This is a genomic window from Pseudomonas saxonica (genome assembly GCF_007858365.1).
GTDB lineage: Bacteria > Pseudomonadota > Gammaproteobacteria > Pseudomonadales > Pseudomonadaceae > Aquipseudomonas > Aquipseudomonas saxonica.
In genome coordinates, this window is the sequence record NZ_VFIO01000002.1 from 411,810 (window position 1) to 435,328 (window position 23,519).

The 23,519-nt window shown below is 57.3% G+C and carries 20 protein-coding genes; 8 read left to right on the plus strand and 12 right to left on the minus strand.

Features of this window, described 5'->3' with window-relative positions; all coding sequences use genetic code 11:
- Window positions 1-182: 182 nt before the first annotated feature.
- Window positions 183-446 (plus strand): DUF3077 domain-containing protein, encoded by a 264-nt coding sequence (locus FJD38_RS08975; protein ID WP_122785250.1) that lies wholly within the window; start codon window positions 183-185, stop codon window positions 444-446.
- 370 nt (window positions 447-816) lie between these two features.
- Here the strand turns inward: FJD38_RS08975 and argA are convergent, their stop codons facing one another.
- Together argA and argE are read right to left on the minus strand one after the other, a co-directional pair.
- A complete protein-coding gene (argA, locus tag FJD38_RS08980; RefSeq protein WP_122785251.1) occupies window positions 817-2,115 on the minus strand; it encodes an amino-acid N-acetyltransferase in 1,299 nt (432 codons plus the stop codon).
- A gap of 136 nt (window positions 2,116-2,251) precedes the next feature.
- The gene (gene argE / locus FJD38_RS08985) at window positions 2,252-3,403 is read right to left on the minus strand and encodes an acetylornithine deacetylase (RefSeq protein WP_122785252.1); all 1,152 of its coding nucleotides are present in this window, start codon (window positions 3,401-3,403) and stop codon (window positions 2,252-2,254) included.
- A gap of 156 nt (window positions 3,404-3,559) precedes the next feature.
- On the opposite strand from argE, the gene FJD38_RS08990 reads away from it, so the two are divergent.
- A complete protein-coding gene (locus FJD38_RS08990) occupies window positions 3,560-4,948 on the plus strand; it encodes a CYTH domain-containing protein (RefSeq protein WP_146384933.1) in 1,389 nt (462 codons plus the stop codon).
- Window positions 4,949-4,994: 46 nt separating this feature from the next.
- Here the strand turns inward: FJD38_RS08990 and FJD38_RS08995 are convergent, their stop codons facing one another.
- The 4 genes from FJD38_RS08995 to FJD38_RS09010 form a co-directional block, all read right to left on the minus strand.
- The gene (locus FJD38_RS08995) at window positions 4,995-5,564 is read right to left on the minus strand and encodes a lipocalin family protein (protein WP_122785254.1); all 570 of its coding nucleotides are present in this window, start codon (window positions 5,562-5,564) and stop codon (window positions 4,995-4,997) included.
- 20 nt (window positions 5,565-5,584) lie between these two features.
- Window positions 5,585-5,839: an outer membrane protein assembly factor BamE domain-containing protein gene (gene bamE / locus FJD38_RS09000; RefSeq protein WP_122785255.1), complete on the minus strand. Its 255-nt coding sequence runs from the start codon at window positions 5,837-5,839 to the stop codon at window positions 5,585-5,587.
- A gap of 216 nt (window positions 5,840-6,055) precedes the next feature.
- Window positions 6,056-7,066 (minus strand): class 1 fructose-bisphosphatase, encoded by a 1,011-nt coding sequence (locus tag FJD38_RS09005; RefSeq protein ID WP_122785256.1) that lies wholly within the window; start codon window positions 7,064-7,066, stop codon window positions 6,056-6,058.
- Between the two features lie 277 nt (window positions 7,067-7,343).
- The gene (locus FJD38_RS09010; RefSeq protein WP_146384935.1) at window positions 7,344-9,791 is read right to left on the minus strand and encodes a glycogen/starch/alpha-glucan phosphorylase; all 2,448 of its coding nucleotides are present in this window, start codon (window positions 9,789-9,791) and stop codon (window positions 7,344-7,346) included.
- A gap of 271 nt (window positions 9,792-10,062) precedes the next feature.
- Between FJD38_RS09010 and FJD38_RS09015 the strand changes: the two genes are divergently transcribed.
- On the plus strand, window positions 10,063-10,497 hold the full coding sequence (locus FJD38_RS09015; protein WP_122785258.1) for a YkgJ family cysteine cluster protein: 435 nt from the start codon (window positions 10,063-10,065) through the stop codon (window positions 10,495-10,497).
- 529 nt (window positions 10,498-11,026) lie between these two features.
- Here FJD38_RS09015 and typA read toward each other — a convergent pair.
- Both typA and thiI read right to left on the minus strand, forming a co-directional pair.
- Complete coding sequence (typA, locus tag FJD38_RS09020) at window positions 11,027-12,847, minus strand: translational GTPase TypA (protein ID WP_122785259.1); 1,821 nt, start codon at window positions 12,845-12,847, stop codon at window positions 11,027-11,029.
- A 139-nt stretch (window positions 12,848-12,986) separates the two neighbouring features.
- Complete coding sequence (gene thiI / locus FJD38_RS09025; RefSeq protein ID WP_122785260.1) at window positions 12,987-14,441, minus strand: tRNA uracil 4-sulfurtransferase ThiI; 1,455 nt, start codon at window positions 14,439-14,441, stop codon at window positions 12,987-12,989.
- A gap of 322 nt (window positions 14,442-14,763) precedes the next feature.
- Here thiI and glnA point away from each other — a divergent pair, with 322 nt between their 5' ends.
- The 3 genes from glnA to ntrC all read left to right on the plus strand — a co-directional run bounded on the left by glnA (window position 14,764) and on the right by ntrC (window position 19,013).
- Window positions 14,764-16,170, plus strand: a complete 1,407-nt coding sequence (gene glnA, locus FJD38_RS09035; protein ID WP_003438610.1) for a glutamate--ammonia ligase — start codon at window positions 14,764-14,766, stop codon at window positions 16,168-16,170.
- Between the two features lie 327 nt (window positions 16,171-16,497).
- Window positions 16,498-17,583 (plus strand): nitrogen regulation protein NR(II), encoded by a 1,086-nt coding sequence (gene glnL, locus FJD38_RS09040; RefSeq protein WP_122785261.1) that lies wholly within the window; start codon window positions 16,498-16,500, stop codon window positions 17,581-17,583.
- Window positions 17,580-19,013: a nitrogen regulation protein NR(I) gene (gene ntrC, locus FJD38_RS09045; protein ID WP_146384937.1), complete on the plus strand. Its 1,434-nt coding sequence runs from the start codon at window positions 17,580-17,582 to the stop codon at window positions 19,011-19,013. Before glnL ends, ntrC begins: the two co-directional genes overlap by 4 nt.
- A gap of 505 nt (window positions 19,014-19,518) precedes the next feature.
- Here the strand turns inward: ntrC and FJD38_RS09050 are convergent.
- Window positions 19,519-19,959 (minus strand): hypothetical protein, encoded by a 441-nt coding sequence (locus tag FJD38_RS09050; protein WP_146384939.1) that lies wholly within the window; start codon window positions 19,957-19,959, stop codon window positions 19,519-19,521.
- Between FJD38_RS09050 and trmL the strand changes: the two genes are divergently transcribed.
- Window positions 19,958-20,413, plus strand: coding sequence for a tRNA (uridine(34)/cytosine(34)/5-carboxymethylaminomethyluridine(34)-2'-O)-methyltransferase TrmL (trmL, locus tag FJD38_RS09055; protein ID WP_122785264.1), 456 nt, complete (start codon window positions 19,958-19,960; stop codon window positions 20,411-20,413). The two genes, FJD38_RS09050 and trmL, sit on opposite strands and share 2 nt — an antisense overlap.
- A gap of 86 nt (window positions 20,414-20,499) precedes the next feature.
- Here the strand turns inward: trmL and secB are convergent, their stop codons facing one another.
- From secB to FJD38_RS09070, 3 genes are read right to left on the minus strand one after another with little or no spacing between them, the layout of a single operon-like run.
- Entirely contained in the window at window positions 20,500-20,985 is a 486-nt protein-coding gene (secB, locus tag FJD38_RS09060) for a protein-export chaperone SecB (RefSeq protein WP_122785265.1), read from the minus strand.
- A 40-nt stretch (window positions 20,986-21,025) separates the two neighbouring features.
- Complete coding sequence (gene grxC, locus FJD38_RS09065) at window positions 21,026-21,280, minus strand: glutaredoxin 3 (protein ID WP_122785266.1); 255 nt, start codon at window positions 21,278-21,280, stop codon at window positions 21,026-21,028.
- A gap of 2 nt (window positions 21,281-21,282) precedes the next feature.
- The gene (locus FJD38_RS09070; RefSeq protein ID WP_122785267.1) at window positions 21,283-21,696 is read right to left on the minus strand and encodes a rhodanese-like domain-containing protein; all 414 of its coding nucleotides are present in this window, start codon (window positions 21,694-21,696) and stop codon (window positions 21,283-21,285) included.
- A gap of 148 nt (window positions 21,697-21,844) precedes the next feature.
- On the opposite strand from FJD38_RS09070, the gene gpmI reads away from it, so the two are divergent.
- Window positions 21,845-23,380 carry a 2,3-bisphosphoglycerate-independent phosphoglycerate mutase gene (gene gpmI / locus FJD38_RS09075; protein ID WP_146384941.1) on the plus strand — a complete coding sequence of 512 codons (1,536 nt, stop codon included), beginning with the start codon at window positions 21,845-21,847 and terminating at the stop codon, window positions 23,378-23,380.
- Window positions 23,381-23,519 lie beyond the last annotated feature (139 nt).

The following is a 23,519-nucleotide window of genomic DNA, read 5'->3' on the forward strand; positions in this document are numbered from 1 at the left end:
CATCTATTACTCAGATAGTTGGCGTTTTATATGCATTAGCCTTCGCGTTATGACGGCTGTGCGCGGGAGATCTTCGGATCTGCCGGGTTTGCTCAATTGTCCCGGTTTCCAGCCTGCGTACAGCTGTCACCTTTGCCTAAACACAAATGTGGCAGCTCTTATTCCTTTTAGGAGCACGCTTGATGATGAAACCGCCCCCCATCACCACCCTCGGCGCCGTTACCTTTGGCCCTTGCGGCGAAGACAACATCGACCTTTTTCGTGTTAACCCCAATGTGCCTTTGCGTCAGGCGCTGGAGCAGGTGTCTGCGCTGTTGTATTGCGCCAAGAAGCTCGCTCTTGATGCAGCGCGCGGCAAAGACAGCGAGCGGCATGCGTGGGCTTCGCACTATTTGTGCGACATGGGCAAGGCCGTCATTGATGATGTGTGCTTGCGGGAGTTTTGATGGCTGGCGCTGAAGACCCTCACCCCAACCCTCTCCCAGAGGGAGAGGGAGCTGATCTGAGGTGTTGCGAACATCTGTTTTTGACTTGTGATGATGTGTGTTTGCTGGAATTTTGATAGCTCGCGCTGATGACCCTCACCCCAACCCTCTCCCAGAGGGAGAGGGGGCTGATCTGAGGTGTTGCGAACATCTGTTTTTGACTTGTGATGATGTGTGTTTGCTGGAATTTTGATAGCTCGCGCTGAAGACCCTCACCCCAACCCTCTCCCAGAGGGAGAGGGGGCTAAAGTCAAAAACAGATAGGCGCAACGCCACCGACCAGTCCCCTCTCCCTCCGGGAGAGGGCTAGGGTGAGGGTGCCGCAGGCGCTTTACAGCGCTTTTTCAAAGATCTTCGAATTACGCTGATAGTTGTACAGCGAAGCCCGCGCCGCAGGCAGGCGCTCTACGCTGCTCGGCTCAAAACCACGCTCGCGGAACCAGTGCGCCGTGCGCGTCGTCAGTACAAACAGCGTCTTCAACCCCTGCGCCCGCGCCCGGTTTTCAATGCGCTCCAGCAATTCATCACCCCGGCGACCATGACGGTATTCCGGGTTCACCGCCAGGCACGCCAACTCCCCCGCATCCGAATCGGCAATCTGATACAGCGCCGCACAGGCGATGATCATGCCTTCACGCTCAACCACGCTGAATTGCTCGATTTCGCGCTCCAGTACTTCGCGCGAGCGCCGCACCAGAATGCCCTGCTCTTCCAGCGGGCTGATGAGTTCAAGCAAACCACCCACGTCTTCAATCGCCGCTTCGCGCGTGACTTCAAACTGTTCTTGCGCCACCAGCGTACCGCCGCCGTTACGGGTGAACAGTTCGGTCAGTAGCGCGCCGTCTTCGGCATAGCTGACGATATGGCTGCGCGGCACGCCACCCCGGCACGCTTCAGCCGCCGCATCCAGCAGTTCTGCCTGATAGTCGCTGCCCAGACGCTTCATGTGCGCGGGCACTTGTTGCGGCCGCAGTTCACGCACCAACCGGCCGTCTTCGTCGAGCAAGCCCGGTTCGGCACCGAACAACAACAGTTTGTCTGCCCCCAAATCAATCGCTGCACGGGTGGCAACGTCTTCGCAGGCCAGATTGAAAATTTCACCTGTAGGCGAGTAACCCAACGGCGACAGCAAGACAATCGAGCGCTCATCCAGCAAGCGGTTGATACCCTTGCGGTCGACCCGGCGCACTTCGCCTGTGTGGTGGTAGTCCACGCCGTTGAGCACGCCAATCGGGCGCGCAGTCACCAGGTTGCCGCTGGCCACCCGCAAACGTGAACCCTGCATCGGCGAGGACGCCATGTCCATCGACAGGCGTGCTTCGATCGCAATGCGCAACTGGCCCACAGCGTCGATCACACATTCAAGGGTCGGCGCATCGGTGATTCGCAACCCATCGTGGTAATGCGGCATCAGGCCACGGGCTTGCAGCCGGCTTTCGATTTGCGGGCGCGAACCGTGCACCAGCACCAGACGCACCCCCAAGCTGTGCAGCAGCACCAAGTCGTGAACAATATTGCCAAAGTTGGGGTGCGCCACACCGTCGCCGGGAAGCATGACGACAAAGGTGCAATCGCGGTGGGCATTGATGTAAGGAGACGCGTGACGCAACCAATTAACGTAATCGTGCATAACCAGAGCCTGTAAAAAATAGAGTCGCCTAAAAAGGGCAAAAACAACACGCGCACAACGGGCTGATGGTTATCGTCGAAACAAAGTTGGCAACACGCGTGCTCTCCTTGTGTGTACGGGGCGGGGCTCGGGCAATTTACCGGGCCGGGGTCAGGCAATAATGTTCAATCAATTGGGTCAGTAGACGCACGGTCGGCTGCAAACGTGACATTTCCAGGTGTTCACCCGGTTGATGCGCGCAGGTGATGTCACCCGGGCCGAGCACGATGGTTTCGCAGCCAAGCTGCTGAAGATAAGGCGCTTCAGTGCCAAACGCTACTGCTTGCGCGACATGGCCGGTCAGGCGCTCGGCCACGCGTACCAGCTCAGCGTCGGCAGCCTGTTCAAAAGGCGCCACGCCAGCGGCAATGGGGGCGAAATCAATGTTCACCTGATGCCGTTCGGCCAAGGGCTCCAGCTTGCTGCGAATGATCGCACGCAGCGCGTTCGGGTCCATCCCCGGCAAAGGTCGCAGGTCGAATTCCAGCGAGCACTGGCCACAAATGCGGTTGGGGTTGTCGCCGCCGTGAATGCAGCCGAAGTTCAAGGTTGGCTGTGGCACGCTGAATTGCGGGTTACGGTACTCGCCCAGCCATTGCTGGCGCAGGGCTTTGAGTTCGCTCATCGCATCGTGCATGGCGTCCAGCGCGCTGTGGCCAAGGCTGGGGTCGGAGGAGTGACCGCTGCGCCCCAGTATGTCGATGCGCTCCATCATCACGCCTTTGTGCATGCGGATTGGCTTGAGCCCCGTGGGTTCGCCAATCACCGCCGCCCGACCCAGCGGCCGACCGGCGTCGGCCAACGCCCGCGCACCGGCCATCGAGGTTTCTTCATCACAGGTGGCCAGAATCAGTAGAGGCTGCTTGAACGGCTGATCAAGCAACGGGCGCACGGCCTCGATGATCAACGCGAAAAAGCCTTTCATGTCACAACTGCCCAGACCGACCCAGCGGTTATCGACTTCGGTCAGCTTGAGCGGATCGGTCTGCCACAGCGCTTCGTCATACGGCACGGTGTCGCTGTGCCCGGCCAGTACCAGCCCGCCGGGGCCGCTGCCAAAGCTTGCCAGCAGGTTGAATTTACCGGGGCTGACCTGCTGGATGTCGCAGCTGAAGCCCAAATCACCCAGCCAGGTGGCCAGTAAATCGATCACGGCACGGTTGGACTGATCCAGATGAGGCTGAGTGCAACTGACCGACGGCGTGCCGATCAAGGCAGCGAACTGCTCTTTGAGGGAAGGTAAAGGCATGCGCTGACTTCCTGTTAGCTGGGCGAGGCCCATCATAGAGCCATCTGCGCCGCAGAATAAACCCATGCGGGGCATAGCCCCGGCGAGTCCTGTACACTGCACGGCCTTAGCAGCCACTCTTTCCCCGGCTGCACACCGCTTCTGGATTTTCCGGCCATGCACAAAGAAACCGAAATCAAACTGCGCGTAAGCCGCGAAACCCTCGCCGCCTTGCGTGAGCACCCTCTGCTGAAAAAGCGCAACAAAAGTGGCTGGGAAAGCCGTGAGTTGCTCAATCAGTACTTCGACACGCCTGAGCGCGACCTGGCCAAGGCCAAGGTTGCCCTGCGTCTGCGCCGCGATGGCGACGAGGTGATTCAAACCCTCAAAACCCGCGGCCAAAGTGTTGCCGGTCTGTCGCAGCGTAACGAATACGACTGGAAACTGGCGAAAGCCAAGCTCGACACCAAGTTGCTCGACGGCGAATGCTGGCCTGAACAACTGGCCGAGCTGGACAAAAAAACGCTGAAACCGATCTTCACCACCGATTTTGTCCGCGAACGCGCGGAAATCTCGTGGGGCCGAGGCAAAGCCAAGGTTGTGATCGAGGCGGCGCTGGATCTGGGCCACGTGATTGCCGGTAAGCAGAAAGAAGAAATCTGCGAGCTGGAACTCGAACTGCGTGAAGGCGAGCCGGCTGCCCTGCTGGAACTCGCCGCTGAACTGGCCGAGAAGCTGGCCCTGATGCCGTGTGACATCAGCAAGGCCGAGCGTGGCTATCGCCTGTTCGACGCCAACAGCTATTCGGTCAACCTGCCCGCGCCCGAGCTGACCCCTGAAACACCCCTGGACGATGCGTTTGCCGCACTGGCCTGGCACTTGCTGGGCAACAGCCAGCGTCTGGCCGAGCAGTATCGCTTCAATGGCCACTGGCGCTTGCTGCAAGACTGGGTACAGCAACTGATCGACCTGCGCGCACTGGTCAGCAGCCTCGGTCAGGCCGCGCCACGTCAATCCACCAGCGCGCTGCGAGCTGCACTGGACGCGTTGCTGGAAGACTGGCGCCCGATGGTGCAGATAGGTCAGGACGACGAAGACGTGCGTAAAGCCGCGCCTGAGCAGTTTCTGGAAGAGCTGGAAGACCCTCGCTGGGGCCAATTCTCCCTGAACACGTCGCGCTGGTTGATGGAACGCAGCTGGACTGTTGATCGCGGCACCACTCGCGGCAATCGTCAGGGCGCCGCTCAACTGGCCAGCTGGCTGCCACGTTTGCTGTCGGACGAAGCCATCGCTTTGCGCTTGAATCGCTACCAGCAGCAACCCGAAGACCTGGCCGAGCAACTGCCGCGCATCGAGCGCATTCAGGCATGGTTGCGTCTGGCGCGTAACGTGCTGGAAATTCCGGAGCTGGACCGTTTGTACGGTGAGATGAACAAGTTGCAGGAGTTGGCCAATATGCCCATTTCTGAAGATGCAGAGCACAACGACGAATTGCTCAACGCTCGCAAGCAACAAGCCATCGCCGTGTACCAGAACCGCGCCTGGAAGACCCTGCTGCGCGGTTAAGGGTTAAGCCTGTGCCCCCCAGCGCTCGCTGAGGGGCACATCGGCCTTACTTCGTACCTTTTGGCATGTCCGCATCGGGCGTGCGCCAGATCAAGCGTGTGGTGTCATAGCCCTGCTGCTGAGCCTTGCTGAGCAGTTCATCGCGGGTTTGCTGGTCAATTTGCGGCTTGCGTGACAATAACCACAGGTATTTGCGGTCTGGGTTACCCACCAGCGCCGTGCTGTAGTTGTCGCCCAAATACAGCACCCAGTAATCGCCCTTGGTTACGCCGGGCAACAAGGTTGACACCCAGTTATCGAACTCGACCCACAACTTGTCGGTTTTACCCGGCACTTGCGGGGTAGCCGTGCCTTTGGCTTCCTGCCACTTACCCTCTGCGGTCAAGCAGCGGTTCAGCACCGCTACGTTGCCATCGGGTTTCAAGCTGTAATGAGCTTCAGACTGGACACAGTCACGCTGGAAGAACATCGGCAATCGGGCTTGCTCATACCACGTGCCCTGATAGCGTTTAAGGTCGACATTATCGACCGTTCTAGGCGCCATCGGGTCATTACTGGAAGTCGAACACCCTGCCAACACCAACGCAGCCCCAAGGCTGGCTAATAGACGTTTCATCGCAACGCTCCTGATCAGTCTTACTTCAAACCCTGGCCCGAGAAGATCAACACTTTATCGCCTGCGTATTGCACGCTGATAAAGGCTTTCTGGTCGCCCCATGTGCAGCTCGACATACCCAGCGCACCTGAACACTCAGTGGGCGAACCCAGCAGTTGCTCGACTTGTGCCTTGCTCATGCCTGCCGAGATTTTGGAGTAGTTCTCTTGATTGACCTTGCTGCAGGCCGCCAGCAACACGCAGAAGGACAACAATGCCAAAGAACGCAACTTCATGGAAAAACTCCTGAATAAGAAAGTCGGCATTGCTGCCTGCTGAAAGCTTAGAAGAGATAAACGCGGAGGGGTTCCCGCAGGGAGCAAGGATTTGTTTGGCGGGGGGATGCAGGACGTGTAGCCACTGCCGCAGGCTGCGCGAAGGGCCCTAGGCCCTTCAAAAACAGGGCTGCCGCGCAGCCCATCGCAGCCTGCGGCAGCGGCTACAGATAATACTTATGCCTTGTGATACGCGGTGATGCGTGCCACTTCTTCTTTCGAGCCCAGGTACACCGCTACACGCTGGTGCAGACCTTCTGGCTGGATGTCGAGAATACGCTGGTGGCCGTCTGTGGACGCGCCGCCTGCTTGCTCAACCAGGAAGGACATCGGGTTGGCTTCGTACATCAAGCGCAGTTTGCCTGGCTTGGAAGGCTCGCGGCTGTCACGCGGGTACATGAACAGGCCACCGCGGGTCAGAATACGGTGCACGTCGGCCACCATTGCCGCGACCCAGCGCATGTTGAAGTTCTTCTTCAGCGGGCCTTCTTCGCCTGCCAGCAACTCGTCAACATAGCGCTGTACCGGAGCTTCCCAGTGACGCTGGTTAGACATGTTGATGGCGAATTCCTGGGTGCTTTCAGGAATGGTGATGTCTTCGTGAGTCAGTACGAAGCTGCCCATTTCGCGGTCCAGGGTGAAGCCTTTCACGCCGTCGCCCAACGTCAGTACCAGCATGGTCTGAGGGCCGTAGATGGCATAACCGGCAGCAACCTGCTCAGTGCCTGGCTGCAAGAAGGCTTTTTCGTTCAGCGGTTCGTTCTGGCTCAGGTATTCATTCGGGCAACGCAGTACCGAGAAAATGGTGCCAACCGGTGCGTTGATGTCGATGTTGGACGAGCCGTCCAGTGGATCGAAAACCAGCAGGTAGGCGCCTTTCGGGTATTTGCCAGGGATCTGGTAGGCATTGTCCATTTCTTCGGACGCCATGCCGGCCAGGTGACCGCCCCATTCGTTGGCTTCGAGCAGGATTTCGTTGGAAATCACGTCGAGTTTCTTCTGCACTTCACCTTGCACGTTTTCAGTGCCCATGCTGCCCAGAACACCGCCCAGGGCGCCTTTGGACACAGCGTGGCTGATCTCTTTGCAAGCACGCGCCACCACTTCGATGAGGAAACGCAAATCAGCAGGGGTGTTGTTGCTGCGGGTCTGCTCGATCAGATAGCGACTCAGGGTAACGCGGGACATGTAAGGCTCCGAACTAGGGGGAGGGGGCGAAAACCCGCGCAGTTTAACGCGAGTTGCCAAGCAAATCTTCTAATCAGACTCAGAACTGACCGAACGGGTTCAGTTAAGGGGTGAAATACCCCACCTCATCGCATTCACGACCCGTAGCAGTTGCCGAAGGCGACGTTCGGCGGCGCAGCCGTCGTGAATCAGCCCTTGCGGTGTTTCAGTTAAGCCGCGTGCTCTGATTTTACGATTGCTTCGCCATCGAACGCCGCCTGCGGCAGCTGCTACGGAGTTACAGCGCTTTCCAGATTTCGGTGGCGTACTCACGAATGGTGCGGTCCGACGAAAACCAGCCCATGCGCGCGGTATTCAGTACCGCCGCCCGCCACCAGGCATCCTTGTCGTGCCACAAGTGCTCGACGCGCATCTGCGCAGACCAATACGAGTCGAAGTCAGCGCAGACCAAAAAACGGTCATAGTTGATCAGCGAGTCGATCATGGCGGTGTAACGCGCCGGATCGTCGTGGGAAAACACCCCGCTGCGAATCGCCTGCAAGACATCGTTGAGCCGGTGCGAAGCAGCCACCTCGGGGCCCGCATGAAATTCGCCACTGCGTTGGCGCGCCTCGACCTGCTGCGAGCTGAGGCCGAAAATAAACATGTTTTCAGCCCCTACCCGTTCGCACATCTCCACGTTGGCACCGTCCATCGTGCCAATGGTCAACGCGCCATTGAGCCCGAATTTCATGTTGCTGGTACCCGACGCTTCGAAGCCTGCGGTCGAAATCTGCTCCGATAAGTCAGCTGCCGGAATGATGTTCTCGGCCAGGCTGACGTTGTAGTTGGGGATGAACACGACTTTGAGCAAACCGCGCACGGTCGGGTCGTTATTGACGGTGCGGGCGATGTCGTTGGCCAATTTGATGATGAGCTTGGCCTGGTCGTAGCTGGCGGCGGCCTTGCCCGCGAAGATTTTCACCCGGGGCACCCAATGATTGCCCGGCTCGGCCCGGATCGCCTGATACAGCGCCACGGTGTGCAGCAAATTGAGTAGCTGGCGCTTGTACTCGTGGATGCGCTTGACCTGCACATCGAACATCGCCTCGGGATTGACCACCACCCCCAACCGCTCATAAATCAGTGCTGCCAAGGTGCATTTGTTTTGGAGGCGCTGTTGCGCAAACCTTTTACGGAAGTTGGCGTCCTCGGCGAAGGGTTCCAGTTTGATCAGTTTGTGCTCGGTCTCATCGAGTACATCGGCCCCCAGCGCATCGACCAGCATGGAGGTCAGCGGCGGATTGGCCTGGAACAGCCAGCGGCGGAAAGTCACCCCATTGGTCTTGTTGTTGATGCGGTCCGGGTAAAGTTTGTGCAGCTCGGAAAAGACCGTGCTGCGCATCAGTTGGGTGTGCAGCCCGGACACCCCGTTGACGCTGTGACAGCCCAAAAAGGCGAGATTACCCATGCGCACCCGGCGGCCGTGGTCTTCTTCGATCAGCGACACGGCCCGCAGCACGTCAAAGTCATGGACACCTTTTTCGCGCAACGAATCAATGTGATAGCCGTTGATCAGGTAAATGATCTGCATATGCCGTGGCAACAGGCGCTCCATCAACGCGACCGGCCAGGTTTCCAGCGCCTCCGGCAGCAAGGTGTGGTTGGTATAGGACAGGGTATCGACCGTGATTTGCCACGCCACAGCCCACGCCATGGCGTGCTCGTCCACCAGAATGCGCATCAGCTCTGCAACGGCGATTGAGGGGTGGGTATCGTTGAGCTGGATCGAAACGTGGTCGGCCAGGTTCATCAGGTTCTCGTGCGCGTGCAGGTGGCGGCGCAGCAAGTCCTGTAGCGAAGCCGATACAAAGAAGTACTCCTGACGCAGGCGCAGTTCTTGCCCCGCCTCGTTGCTGTCTGCCGGGTACAACACGCGGGAGATGCTCTCTGCGCGCACCACTTCGGCCACTGCACCTAAATGGTCGCCGGCATTGAACCGCCCCAGATTCAGATCGTGCAGCGCCCTCGCCCGCCACAGGCGCAAGGTGTTGACGCTAGCCCCGCGCCAGCCCACAACCGGAGTGTCGTAGGCGACAGCGCGCACGGTTTCGCCCGGCCACCATATTTGCCGCAATTGGCCTTGCTCATCTTCTTTGGACTCCACTGAGCCGCCAAAGCCGATGGAGTACAGCACTTCGGCGCGTTCGAATTCCCAAGGGTTGCCGAAGTCCAGCCAATTCTCGGTTTGTTCCTGTTGCCAGCCATCGACAATGCTTTGACGAAACAACCCGTGCTCATAGCGAATGCCATAACCGTGAGCCGCAACGCCCAGAGTCGACATGCTTTCCATAAAGCAGGCTGCCAGACGTCCGAGACCACCGTTACCCAGCGCCGCATCCGGCTCCAGCAGGCGAATGCGCTCCAGATCGACCCCCAGCTCGCTCATAGCCTCACGCGCCACCTCCAGCAGACCAAGGTTGCTCAGGCTGTCGTAGAGCAGGCGACCGATCAGGAATTCCAGCGACAGGTAATACACGCGCTTCTGGTCTTTTCGATAAATCTGCCGGGTGTTGTCCATCCAGTGCTCGACCATATGGTCGCGCGCCGCCAGTGCGACGGCTTCAAACCAGTCGTGGTCAAACGCGTGTTCTGGATCTTTACCCACCGCGTAGGTCAATTTGGCGAGAACAGCATCTCGAAATGCTGCTACTTGATCGTCACTAACAAGCGGTTCCTGGGGCATCGATACAACCTCAATCGAGATGGAGCGATTTGAAGAACGGGTAGGACTCAGCCTAGACGGTTCGACAAGAACCAAGGGCTTTGATTCGGGCTTTTTTGACGGGTTTCATAAAAATCAGCCGACGCGCGCGTTGATGCCCCAAAACCATGCACGCGCCCGGTGACATGCGTTAAAACATGGCTGTGTGCAAAAAACCGGCAAATGGTTGCTCACTCTTTCGCCAACCCCGGTATGATCGCGCGCCCTGATGCACGCTGGAATATTAAGTCCGATGAAGTCCAACCTGATCGCCGCCGCGGAAATCGACCGTCTCGATACCTGGGCCAAATACTCTGCGCCCATGTGCGGTTCCTGCATTTCCAGCTGCTGCACGCTGCCGGTCGAGGTCAAGATCAAAGACCTGATCCGCATTGGCCTGGTCGATGAGTTCGAGCTCGGCGACCCGCCGAAGAACATCGCCAAGCGCTTGCAGAAAGACGGCATCGTTGAGCGATTCAACCAGAAGTCGGGGATTTTCACCCTGCAGCGCATGAGCAATAACGATTGCCTGTATCTGGATCGCAAATCGCGCATGTGCACCATTTATGAAAAGCGCCCGGACACGTGCCGCAATCACCCGCGAATTGGGCCGCGCCCCGGGTATTGCGCGTATATCCCCAAAGCCGTTGAGCGCAAGAACAGCAGCGTCAAGCTGATGGATTTTTAAGCGCAAAAGCGCCCTCACCCTAGCCCTCTCCCGGAGGGAGAGGGGACTAAAAGCAAGAAACAGATCTGCGCTACACCACCTATCGGCTCCCTCTCCCAGAGGGAGAGGGGACTAAAAGCAAGAAACAGATCTGCGCTACACCACCTATCGGCTCCCTCTCCCGGAGGGAGGGGACTGAAAGCAAGAAACAGATCTGCGCTACACCACCTATCGGCTCCCTCTCCCAGAGGGAGAGGGGACTGAAAGCAAGAAACAGATCTGCGCTACACCACCTATCGGCTCCCTCTCCCAGAGGGAGAGGGGACTGAAAGCAAGAAACAGATCTGCGCTACACCACCTATCGGCTCCCTCTCCCGGAGGGAGAGGGGACTGAAAGCAAGAAACAGATTTGCGCTACACCACCTATCGGCTCCCTCTCCCTCGGGAGAGGGCTGGGGTGAGGGGCCGCCTTCAACACAAATTACGGCCACAAAAAAACGCCCCCGACCGCAAGGCCGGGGGCGTTTTTTATTGCCGCTAACTAATTAACTTAGTTTTTGGCTTTTTTAGCAGCGCGGGTACGCTCGCCTTCGTCCAGGATCTTCTTACGAAGACGGATGGACTTAGGAGTTACTTCGCACAGCTCGTCGTCCTGGATGAATTCCAGAGCCTGTTCCAGAGTGAAGCGAACAGGTGGAACCAGAGCGATGGTTTCGTCTTTACCCGAAGCACGCATGTTGTCGAGCTTCTTGCCCTTGGTAGGGTTAACGCCCATGTCGGTGTCACGGCTGTTCAGACCAACGATCTGACCGTTGTAGATCTCTTGACCGTGCTCAACGAACAGCTTGCCACGCGCCTGCAGAGTTTCCAGGGAGTAGGTCAGCGCCTTGCCTGTCTCAACCGATACCAGAACACCGTTCTGACGGCCGGACATGTGGCCCGACTTCATGGTGTCGTAGCGATCGAAGATCGAGGTCAGGATGCCAGCACCGTTGGTCAGGGTCAGGAACTGGTTACGGAAACCGATCAGACCACGAGCAGGGATGTTGTATTCCAGACGAACACGGCCTTTGCCATCCGGCACCATGTTGGTCAGGTCGCCTTTACGCAGGCCCATCTCTTCCATCACCTTGCCCTGAGTTTCTTCAGGGGTGTCGATGGTTACGTTTTCAAACGGTTCCTGCTTAACACCGTCTACAACGCGGATGATTACTTCTGGACGACCAACGCCCATTTCGAAGCCTTCGCGACGCATGGTTTCGATCAGTACGGACAAGTGCAGCTCGCCACGACCGGAAACCTTGAACTTGTCAGCGGTGTCGCCTTCTTCAACGCGCAGAGCAACGTTGTACAGCAGCTCTTTGTCCAGACGTTCCTTGATGTTACGGGACGTCACGAACTTGCCTTCTTTACCGCAGAAAGGCGAGTCGTTTACCTGGAAGGTCATGGAAACGGTTGGCTCGTCAACGGTCAACGGCTTCATCGCTTCAACGTTCATCGGATCACACAGGGTGTCGGAGATGAACAGCGAATCCATACCGCTGATGCAAACGATGTCGCCTGCCGAAGCTTCTTCAACGTCTACACGGTGCAGACCGTGGTGACCCATCAGCTTCAGGATACGACCGTTGCGGCGCTTGCCGTCAGCGTCGATGGCAACAACCGGGGTGTTCGGCTTGACGCGACCACGAGCGATACGGCCAACGCCGATAATGCCCAGGAAGCTGTTGTAGTCCAGTGCCGAGATTTGCATCTGGAACGGACCATCACGGTCAACTTTTGGTGCTGGTACGTTGTCGACGATCGACTGGTACAGCGGGGTCATGTCTTCAGCCATGTCGGTGTGGTCAAGACCAGCAATACCGTTCAGGGCAGAGGCGTAAACCACTTTGAAGTCCAGCTGTTCTTCGGTAGCACCCAGGTTGTCGAACAGGTCGAAGATTTGATCCAGAACCCAGTCCGGACGCGCGCCTGGACGGTCAACCTTGTTGATGACCACGATTGGACGCAGGCCGGCTTCGAAAGCCTTCTTGGTCACGAAACGGGTTTGCGGCATAGGGCCGTCTTGAGCGTCAACCAGCAGCAGAACGGAGTCAACCATCGACATTACACGTTCAACTTCACCGCCGAAGTCGGCGTGGCCCGGGGTGTCCACGATGTTGATGTGGTAGCCGTTCCAGTTGATAGCGGTGTTCTTGGCAAGAATGGTAATGCCGCGCTCTTTTTCCTGGTCGTTGGAGTCCATCACGCGCTCGTCGTTGAGCTCGTTGCGCTCCAGAGTGCCGGATTGACGCAAGAGTTTGTCTACCAGGGTGGTTTTACCGTGGTCAACGTGAGCAATGATGGCGATGTTACGTAGATTTTCGATCACTTGTGTATCTCGATCAGAGGATTCGGTGTGCTGACAGGTCGTGGCAGCGATTAACAGTAGAGTCCGGCAAAGCCGTTACAGCTTGACGGCGGCGTCGGGGGGCCGGTGACGCAGGCCACAGGCATACAGCCCCGGGCTCTTAGCTCGGTCGATAAACGCGCACATTGGCATGTCCCTCACTGAGCAAATGGTGAGCATGCAGGCGACTCATCACGCCTTTGTCGCAATACAACAGGTACTGACGGGTGTCATCCAGTTCCTTGAAGCGGCTGTTCAAAGCATAGAACGGCAACGCTTGTACTTCGATGCCAGCCAGTTCCAGCGGTCGATCTTCCTGATCATCCGGGTGACGGATGTCGATCACGATCTGGCCCGCCAGCACTTCGCTGACTTCTTCGACTTGCAAGTCCTGGCCCAATTCATCGATGACCCGATCAATTGGAACCAGTTTAGCCCGCTCGAGCGCACGCTCAAGCACGGCCATATCAAACTGTTGTTCTTCATACTCCACGCGGTTGCGCTTGGCGTGGGTCTTGGGGTTGACCGAAATCACCCCGCAATATTCAGGCATGTGCTTGGCAAAATCGGCCGTACCGATTGCCTCTGCCTGATCGATGATGTCTTGCTTGTGGCTGACGATCAGTGGGCGCAACACCAGCTTGTCAGTAGCCGAGTCAATCAGCGACAAGTTGGGCAGCGTCTGGCTCGATACCTGAGAAATCGCTTCACCGGTTACCAGCACTTCGATTTCCAGGCGTTCAGCGATACGGGTGGCAGCGCGCAACATCATACGCTTCAAAATGACGCCCATATGACTGTTATCGACTTTGCCGAGAATTTCGCCCAATACTTCTTCGAACGGAACGCTGACAAACAGCACGCGCTGGGAGCTGCCGTACTTCTTCCATATATAGTGCGCGACTTCCATCACGCCCAGCTCGTGGGCACGCCCGCCGAGGTTGAAGAAGCAGAAGTGGCTCATCAGGCCGCGGCGCATGACCTGATAGGCCGCCACGGTCGAATCGAAGCCACCAGACATCAAGACCAGCGTCTGGTCCAGCGAGCCCAGCGGGAAGCCGCCAATGCTGTCGTGCTGGCTGTGAATCACAAACAACCGTTGGTCGCGAATTTCGAAGCGGACTTCGATTTCCGGCTTTTTCAGGTCAATTCCGGCCGCACCACATTCACGTCGCAGCTTGCTGCCGACGTATTTTTCGATTTCCATCGAGGTGAACGGGTGCTTGCCGGCACGCTTGCAGCGCACTGAAAAGATCTTGCCCGCCAAGGCGTCGCCGAAATGCAGTTTGCACTTTTCAACGACGTCATCGAAGTCACCCAACGGGTACTCGTCAACTTGCAGGAAATGCGCGATGCCCGGCATGCAGCTCAGGCGCTCAGTCATCTCCTTCAAGGCTTTGGGGTCTGTTACGCGTGTTTGCAGCTCGATGTTGTCCCACACACCTGTCACCACCACAGCCGGGTCCAGATCGCGGAGCACAGCACGGATGTTTTTGGCCAATTGACGGACGAAACGCATCCGAACCGGACGGCTCTTGATAGTGATTTCGGGGAAGACTTTAACGATTAGTTTCATGAAAACAGCGCGCGAGCAGCCTACCAAAAAAGGGGGGCGCGGATTATAGCGGAAATTGCTCAAGGTTTAACCAGTTATCGTACAAACGGTTTTAGCCGCACCAAAACAGCGCATATGCAGCCTTAATCGCTTCATTTAAGTGCGATTAAGGGCGCTAATCGGTAGTCTACGTCCCTAGTTGCCTGAGATTGGGGCAAGTCGGGGCACTGGCATGCAATTTGCTCCCTTGTGAGGCAGGTTGCCTTGGCAGAGTATTCGCGCCGGCATCAACCACTTATTAAGGGCTAATCCACCACCAGCCCTAAGCCACCCGGAGGACACTATGTCGAAGTCGGTTCAACTCATCAAAGATCATGACGTCAAGTGGATTGATCTGCGCTTCACTGACACCAAAGGCACACAACACCACGTGACCATGCCGGCCCGTGATGCGCTGGATGAAAACTTCTTCACCGACGGCAAAATGTTCGACGGCTCCTCCATTGCTGGCTGGAAAGGCATCGAAGCGTCCGACATGATCCTGCTGCCAGACGACAGCACGGCTGTTCTGGACCCGTTCACCGAACAGCCTACGCTGATCCTGGTGTGCGACATCATCGAACCGTCGACCATGCAAGGCTATGACCGCGACCCACGCGCCATCGCTACCCGTGCCGAGGAATACCTGAAGTCCACCGGTATCGGTGACACTGTATTCGTCGGCCCGGAGCCTGAGTTCTTCATCTTCGACGAAGTGAAATTCAAGTCCGACATTTCCGGTTCCATGTTCAAGATCTATTCCGAACAAGGTTCGTGGATGTCCGATCAGGACGTGGAAGGCGGCAACCGTGGCCACCGTCCAGGTATCAAAGGTGGTTACTTCCCGGTTCCGCCATTCGACCATGACCACGAAATCCGTACCTCCATGTGCAACGCCATGGAAGAAATGGGTCTGGTTATCGAAGTTCACCACCACGAAGTGGCAACCGCTGGCCAGAACGAAATCGGCGTGCAGTTCAACACGCTGGTGAAAAAGGCTGACGAAGTTCAGACCCTGAAGTACTGCGTGCACAACGTGGCAGACGCCTACGGCCGTACCGCTACCTTCATGCCTAAGCCTCTGTACGGCGACAACGGCTCGGGTATGCACGTTCACATGTCCATCTCCAAAGATGGCAAGAACACCTTCGCTGGCGAAGGCTATGCTGGCCTGTCCGACACCGCTCTGTACTTCATCGGCGGCATCATCAAGCACGGCAAGGCACTGAACGGCTTCACCAACCCGGCTACCAACTCTTACAAGCGTCTGGTACCAGGTTTCGAAGCACCGGTAATGCTGGCCTACTCGGCTCGTAACCGCTCCGCGTCGATCCGTATTCCTTACGTGTCCAGCCCTAAAGCTCGCCGTATCGAAGCACGCTTCCCGGACCCGGCAGCCAACCCGTACCTGTGCTTCGCAGCATTGATGATGGCTGGTCTGGACGGTATCCAGAACAAGATCCACCCTGGCGACGCCGCTGACAAAAACTTGTACGACCTGCCGCCTGAAGAGGCCAAAGAGATCCCGCAAGTGTGTGGCAGCCTGAAAGAAGCGCTGGAAGAACTGGACAAGGGCCGTGCGTTCCTGACCAAAGGCGGCGTGTTCAGCGACGACTTCATCGACGCTTACATCGCGTTGAAAAGCGAAGAAGAAATCAAAGTACGCACCTTCGTACACCCACTGGAATACGAGCTGTACTACAGCTGCTAATCCAGACACTCCGGGTTCAACCGGCGTGAATTAAAAAAACCTCCTTCGGGAGGTTTTTTTATGTGCGGATTTCCACGCCCACATGAATATTCAAGACATCCAGAACCCATCTTTCAACTTGCACTATATTGGTGCATTAATAGTTGGAAAATTCGATTGGCAGCCCACTTTGGGTCGAAGAGGCGCGAGAAAGAAGTCATTACGCCACCTTTATGGGCTCCACGTCTCAATTTCAGGCGATTAGCGCTTCTTTTAAGAGCCTTGGTTTGGTTTTTGCATTTTCTTTGTCTCAGCGTGTAACCCGCGCAAGCAATCCGGGATTGGCCCATGACCATCAGTGATGCCCTGCACCGACTGTTACTCGACAATCTGACCACCGCCACGCTATTACTCAATGACGCTTTACGCCTTGAGTACATGAACCCTGCAGCCGAGATGCTGCTGGCCATCAGCGGGCAGCGCAGTCATGGACAATTCATCAGTGAATTGTTCACTGAGTCCACCGAAGCGCTGCATTCGCTGCGCCAAGCTGTCGAACAGGCTCATCCATTTACCAAGCGCGAAGCCATGCTGACCTCGCTCACCGGGCAGACGCTGACCGTGGATTACGCGGTCACCCCGATCCTGAGCAACAGCGGCACCATGCTGCTGCTTGAAGTTCACCCGCGAGACCGCCTGCTGCGCATCACCAAAGAAGAAGCGCAGCTGTCCAAGCAGGAAACCAGCAAGATGCTGGTACGCGGGTTGGCCCATGAAATCAAAAACCCATTGGGCGGCATTCGTGGCGCGGCGCAACTACTGGCCCGTCAGTTGCCCGACGAAAACCTGCGCGACTACACCAACGTGATCATTGAAGAAGCCGATCGCTTGCGCAATCTGGTTGATCGCATGCTTGGCTCGAACAAACTGCCCTCGCTGTCCTTGACCAATGTGCACGAAGTGCTGGAGCGGGTGTGCAACCTGGTTGAAGCGGAAACACAGGGCAGCATTACGCTGGTGCGCGACTACGACCCAAGCCTCCCTGACCTGCTCATCGACCGGGAGCAAATGATTCAAGCGGTACTCAATATTGTGCGCAATGCCATGCAGGCCATCGGCAGCCAGAACGAACTGCGACTGGGCCGTATCAGCTTGCGCACCCGCGCCATGCGTCAGTTCACCATTGGCCATATTCGCCACCGCCTGGTGACAAAAATCGAAATTATCGACAACGGGCCGGGCATTCCGGCCGAGTTGCAAGACACCCTGTTTTTCCCGATGGTCAGCGGCCGCCCGGACGGCACGGGGCTGGGCCTAGCCATCACCCAGAACATCATCAGTCAGCACCAGGGATTGATCGAGTGTGAGAGCCACCCCGGCCACACACTCTTCTCGATCTTTCTACCACTGGAACAAGGAGCCGCATCGACATGAGCCGAAGTGAAACCGTGTGGATCGTCGACGACGACCGTTCTATCCGCTGGGTACTGGAAAAAGCCTTGCAACAAGAAGGCATGACCACACAAAGCTTCGACAGCGCCGATGGCGTGATGAGTCGCCTCGCTCGCCAGCAGCCCGACGTGATCATTTCAGACATTCGCATGCCGGGTGCAAGCGGTCTGGATTTGCTGGCCAAAATACGCGAGCAGCACCCTCGCCTGCCGGTCATCATCATGACCGCCCATTCCGATCTGGACAGCGCGGTAGCGTCGTATCAGGGTGGCGCGTTTGAGTACCTGCCCAAGCCGTTTGACGTGGATGATGCGGTGTCACTGGTCAAGCGTGCCAACCAGCATGCTCAGGAGCAGCAAGGCCTGGCTGTGACGCCAGCGCTGGCCCGCACTCCGGAGATCATTGGCGAAGCGCCGGCAATGCAAGAAGTGTTTCGCGCCATTGGTCGTCTTAGTCACTCCAATATTACGGTGCTGATCAATGGCGAATCGGGCACGGGCAAAGAGTTGGTTGCTCACGCCTTGCATCGCCACAGTCCGCGCGCGGCTTCACCGTTTATAGCGTTGAACATGGCCGCCATCCCCAAAGACTTGATGGAATCAGAACTGTTCGGTCATGAAAAAGGGGCATTTACCGGCGCCGCCAACCTGCGTCGCGGTCGCTTTGAACAGGCTGACGGCGGCACCCTGTTTCTGGATGAAATTGGCGACATGCCGGCCGATACCCAGACCCGTCTGTTACGGGTGTTGGCGGACGGTGAGTTCTACCGTGTGGGCGGGCATACGCCGGTCAAAGTCGACGTGCGCATCATTGCTGCCACTCATCAAAATCTAGAAACACTGGTGCAGGCCGGCAAATTTCGCGAAGACTTGTTTCATCGTCTGAACGTGATTCGCATCCATATCCCGCGCCTGTCGGACCGTCGCGAAGACATCCCGACCTTGACCCGGCACTTCCTCAGCAGCGCTGCGCAAGAGTTGTCTGTGGAGCCCAAATTGCTCAAGGCCGAGACCGAGCAATACCTGAAGAACCTGCCGTGGCCTGGCAACGTGCGTCAGCTGGAGAATACCTGCCGCTGGATTACGGTCATGGCGTCGGGCCGTGAAGTGCATATCAGCGACCTGCCGCCTGAGTTGCTGAACCTGCAACAGGACAGCTCGCCGGTGACCAACTGGGAGCAAGCCCTGCGTCAATGGGCCGATCAAGCACTGGGCCGTGGTCAGTCAAATCTGCTGGACAGCGCTGTGCCGACGTTTGAGCGAATCATGATTGAAACCGCGCTCAAACACACCGCAGGCCGCCGCCGTGACGCTGCCGTGTTGCTGGGCTGGGGTCGCAACACCTTGACTCGCAAGATCAAGGAGTTGGGCATGAAGATTGATGGCGAGGAAGATGAGGGTGATGAGGCGTAAGGCAGATCAAAAGCGCCCTCACCCTAACCCTCTCCCGGAGGGAGAGGGAACTTGATCGGTGGCGCTACGCAAATCTGCTTTTGCTTTTAATCCCCTCTACCTCTGGGAGAGGGCTAGGGTGAGGGGCTTCTGCCTTAAGCCCCCTCTCCCTCTGGGAGAGGGCTGGGGTGAGGGGCTTTGGCTCTACCTGCACCACTCAAAAGCACAGCCGCACCATTATCGTGCACCGCTCTAGATCAAGGCTTTCAGCCAAATTCAACGCGTGCGAAAGGCACATCCTAAAAGCCCCGAATTCCGGGGCTTTTGCATTTTATTCACTCAATTACACAAAAAAACCAAAACTGGCACGCGCCCTGCAATACCTATAACAAGCCACACCGTTTTAGGGGACCTTGATACAGGCAGGTCAAGACTCCCCACTTTTACACCGCAGCCTTGATGACTATTGCATCAACGCGCACAACGCTTTCAGGGAACCGGTACAGGCAGGCCGTCATTCCCTCTTTTATTCCTCTCGCAGGTTTACCTGCAACCGCCAGCGCCCATCCTGCGGCGCACCGGCCCAGTCGCCCTGTAAGGCACGGGCCGCCACCAACGTCAGCAACAACCCACCATCAGTCACACGCACTCGCCAGTTCACCGTCTTGCCGTTGAGCATCAACTGGCCGTTCTGCACCCCGCCCTTGGCATCAAACAACACGCCCACGGTGCCATCAACCAGCTCACCATGCAGCTTGGGCTCAGCGCTGAACCACACCACCAGTGCGCCCGGCAGGGCCTCTATTTGCTGCAGTTCAATGGGTTCAGGCGTGGTCAAACGGCCAATCATCAGGCCGACCATAAAACCGACAATCGCCAAAGATCCTAAAACCCGCAACCAGAGTTTAGGTCGCGGGTCTTCTTCAGGCGTAGAATCGCGCCCATCCTCATATTCGGAGCCGTGCATGTTTCACGTCATCCTTTTCCAACCAGAAATTCCGCCGAATACCGGCAACATTATCAGGCTGTGCGCCAACAGTGGCTGCCACCTGCATTTGATCGAGCCTATCGGTTTTGAGCTGGACGACAAGCGCTTGCGCCGTGCCGGGCTCGACTACCACGAGTACGCGCCGCTCAAGCGCCATGCGGACCTGGCCAGCTGCCTTGAAAGTCTGGGCCACCCGCGCCTGTTCGCGTTCACCACCAAAGGCTCCAAGCCGTTCCACGACGTTCAGTTCGCCGAGGGCGATGCGTTTATCTTCGGCCCCGAAAGCCGTGGCTTGCCGCCCGAGGTACTCGACGCCCTCGACAGCGAACACCGCTTGCGCCTGCCCATGCGCGAAGGCTGCCGTAGCCTCAACCTGTCCAACACCGTGGCCGTGGCCGTTTACGAAGCGTGGCGGCAGTTGGGGTTCAAGTAGCGCACCGCACTTGTAGCAGCTGCTACGGATACTTCACGCGCCGCATAAAAAAAGCGCCGTTAGGCGCTTTTTTATTCATCGACCGGTTATTGAACCGTCGGCGAACCTTCTTCCTGCATACGCTGCATTTCTTGCGCGTACAAAGCATCGAAGTTCACCGGTGCCAGCATCAATGCCGGGAACGAGCCGCGAACCACCAGGCTGTCCAGGGTTTCGCGCGCATACGGGAACAGGATGTTCGGGCAGAAAGCACCCAGAGTGTGGCTCATCGAACCCGCATCAAGGTTTTTGATCAGGAAGATGCCCGCTTGCTGAACTTCAGCGATAAAGGCCACTTCGTCACCGTTTTTGACGGTAACCGACAACGTCAATACCACTTCGTGGAAGTCGTCTTCCAATGGCTTTTGACGGGTGTTCAGGTCCAGGGCAACGCTTGGCTCCCACGCCTGACGGAAGATTGCCGGGCTTTTCGGCGCTTCGAACGACAAGTCACGTACATAAATACGTTGCAGCGAGAATTGTGGAGCAGTGTCTTCATCGCTAACAGCAGCGGTGTTCTGTTGGTCAGTCATCACAGATCCTTGTTGATCTTGGGCTTAGAGAGAAAGAGCGTCAGACGCCGAGCATCGCATTCAATTTACCTGCGCGCTCCAGAGCAAACAGGTCATCGCAACCCCCCACGTGCAGGTCGCCAATCCAGATTTGAGGGACCGACGTGCGGCCTGCCTTCTGGGCCATTTCGGCGCGGATCTGAGGTTTGCCGTCGACTTTTATTTCTTCGAAGGCAACACCCTTTTGCTCAAGCAAATACTTGGCTCGCGAGCAATAAGGGCAATAGTCGCTGGAGTAAACGATAACCTTGGGCATGCTTACTTCACCACAGGCAGGTTATCGGCGCGCCAGCTGGAAATACCACCGGACAGCTTGGCGGCGTTGTAGCCGGCCTTGAGCAGTTCACGGGCGTGACCGCCAGAGTGCTGACCCGCAGCATCCACCAGAATGATGGTTTTGCCTTTGAATTTGTCCAACTCGGCCATGCGCGCAATCAGCTTGTCTTGCGGAATGTTCAGGGCACCTACAATGTGACCTGCGGCAAAGTCTTTGGCCGGACGAATATCAATCACCACGCCTTCGTCGCGATTGACCAGGCCGGTCAGTTCGCCGGTGCTGATGCTGCGCCCGCCACGGCTCATCTCGTGAGCAATCAACAGCGCCAACAGGATGACAAACGCGCCTACAAGCAGGTAGTGAGCAGTGGCAAATGTAATCAGGTGATCAACCATCAGAAGGTTCCAGGGTCGTAAAATGTGGGCCAGTATACACAGCCACCTTGGTCGGCCAAACCCCGCCCGGCGGTGACGTCACATGAACTTCGCTTTAAACTGCGCGTCCTCTTAGTACCTTCTATTCAACCAGCCACGAGTGGGATCTATGACTACCACGCCTAAACCTTTGGTCCTGATCATCCTGGATGGCTTCGGTCACAGTGAAAGCCACGACCATAACGCCGTGTATTCGGCCAAGAAACCGGTGCTCGATCGTCTCGTTGCAAGCATGCCAAACGGCCTGATTTCGGGTTCAGGCATGGATGTCGGTCTGCCGGACGGGCAAATGGGCAATTCCGAGGTTGGCCACATGAACCTCGGCGCCGGCCGCGTGGTGTATCAGGATTTCACCCGCGTCACCAAGTCCATTATTGATGGTGACTTCTTCGAGAACCCGACCCTGTGCGCAGCCGTCGATAAAGCCGTAGGTGCAGGCAAGGCCGTGCATATTCTGGGCCTGCTGTCGGACGGCGGTGTTCACAGCCACCAGGACCACTTGATCGCCATGGCGGAACTGGCGTTCAAGCGCGGTGCAGAAAAAATCTACCTGCATGCCTTCCTCGATGGCCGCGACACGCCTCCAAAAAGCGCATCGTCCTCCATTGAGCTGCTGGATGAAGCGTTCAAGGATTTAGGCAAAGGCCGCATCGCCAGTCTGATTGGCCGCTACTTTGCCATGGACCGCGATAATCGCTGGGACCGTGTCGCTCAAGCCTACAACCTGATTGTTGACGGTAACGGCCAGTTCAACGCAGCCACCGCCCAAGAAGGCCTGGACGCTGCTTACGCTCGCGGTGAAAGCGACGAATTCGTCAAACCCACCACCCTTGGCGAACCGGTCAAGGTTGAAGACGGCGACGCCGTGGTCTTCATGAACTTCCGCGCCGACCGCGCCCGCGAGCTGACCCGCGCATTCGTTGAAGATGACTTCAATGGCTTCGAACGTGCCCGCCAGCCAAAATTGGCCGAGTTCGTGATGCTGACTCAATATGCAGCCAGCATTCCTGCGCCGAGCGCTTTTGCGCCGGGCAGCCTGGAAAACGTACTGGGCGACTACCTGGCGAAAAACGGCAAAACCCAGCTGCGCATTGCCGAAACGGAAAAATACGCCCACGTCACCTTCTTCTTCTCTGGCGGCCGTGAAGAGCCGTTCCCGGGAGAAGAACGTATTCTGGTGCCATCGCCTAAAGTCGCCACTTACGACTTGCAGCCTGAAATGAGCGCGCCAGAAGTGACCGATAAAATCGTCGATGCGATTGAGCATCAGCGTTATGACGTGATTGTCGTCAACTACGCGAACGGCGACATGGTCGGCCACAGTGGCGTGTTCGACGCCGCGGTAAAAGCCGTTGAATGCCTGGATGCCTGCGTTGGCCGCATCGTCGAGGCGCTGGACAAAGTGGGCGGCGAGGCACTGATCACTGCCGACCACGGCAACGTTGAACAAATGTCCGACAACAGCACCGGTCAGGCCCATACCGCCCACACCTGTGAACCTGTGCCGTTTATTTATGTCGGAAAGCGTGCGTTCAAAGTTCGCGACGGTGGTGTTTTGGCTGACGTTGCACCGACTATGCTCAAGTTGCTGGGGCTGCCACAGCCTCAAGAGATGACCGGCAAGACCATATTGATCGACGCTTAATGCGTGTGTAACGCCCCTAGCAGCTGCCGAAGGCGGCGTCCGGCGACGAAGTCGTCGTAAATTCAGGTGCCGCGACCACTCAGGTGGACCGCGTGCAGAGCATTTACGATCGCTGCGCGACCGGACGTAGCCTTGGGCA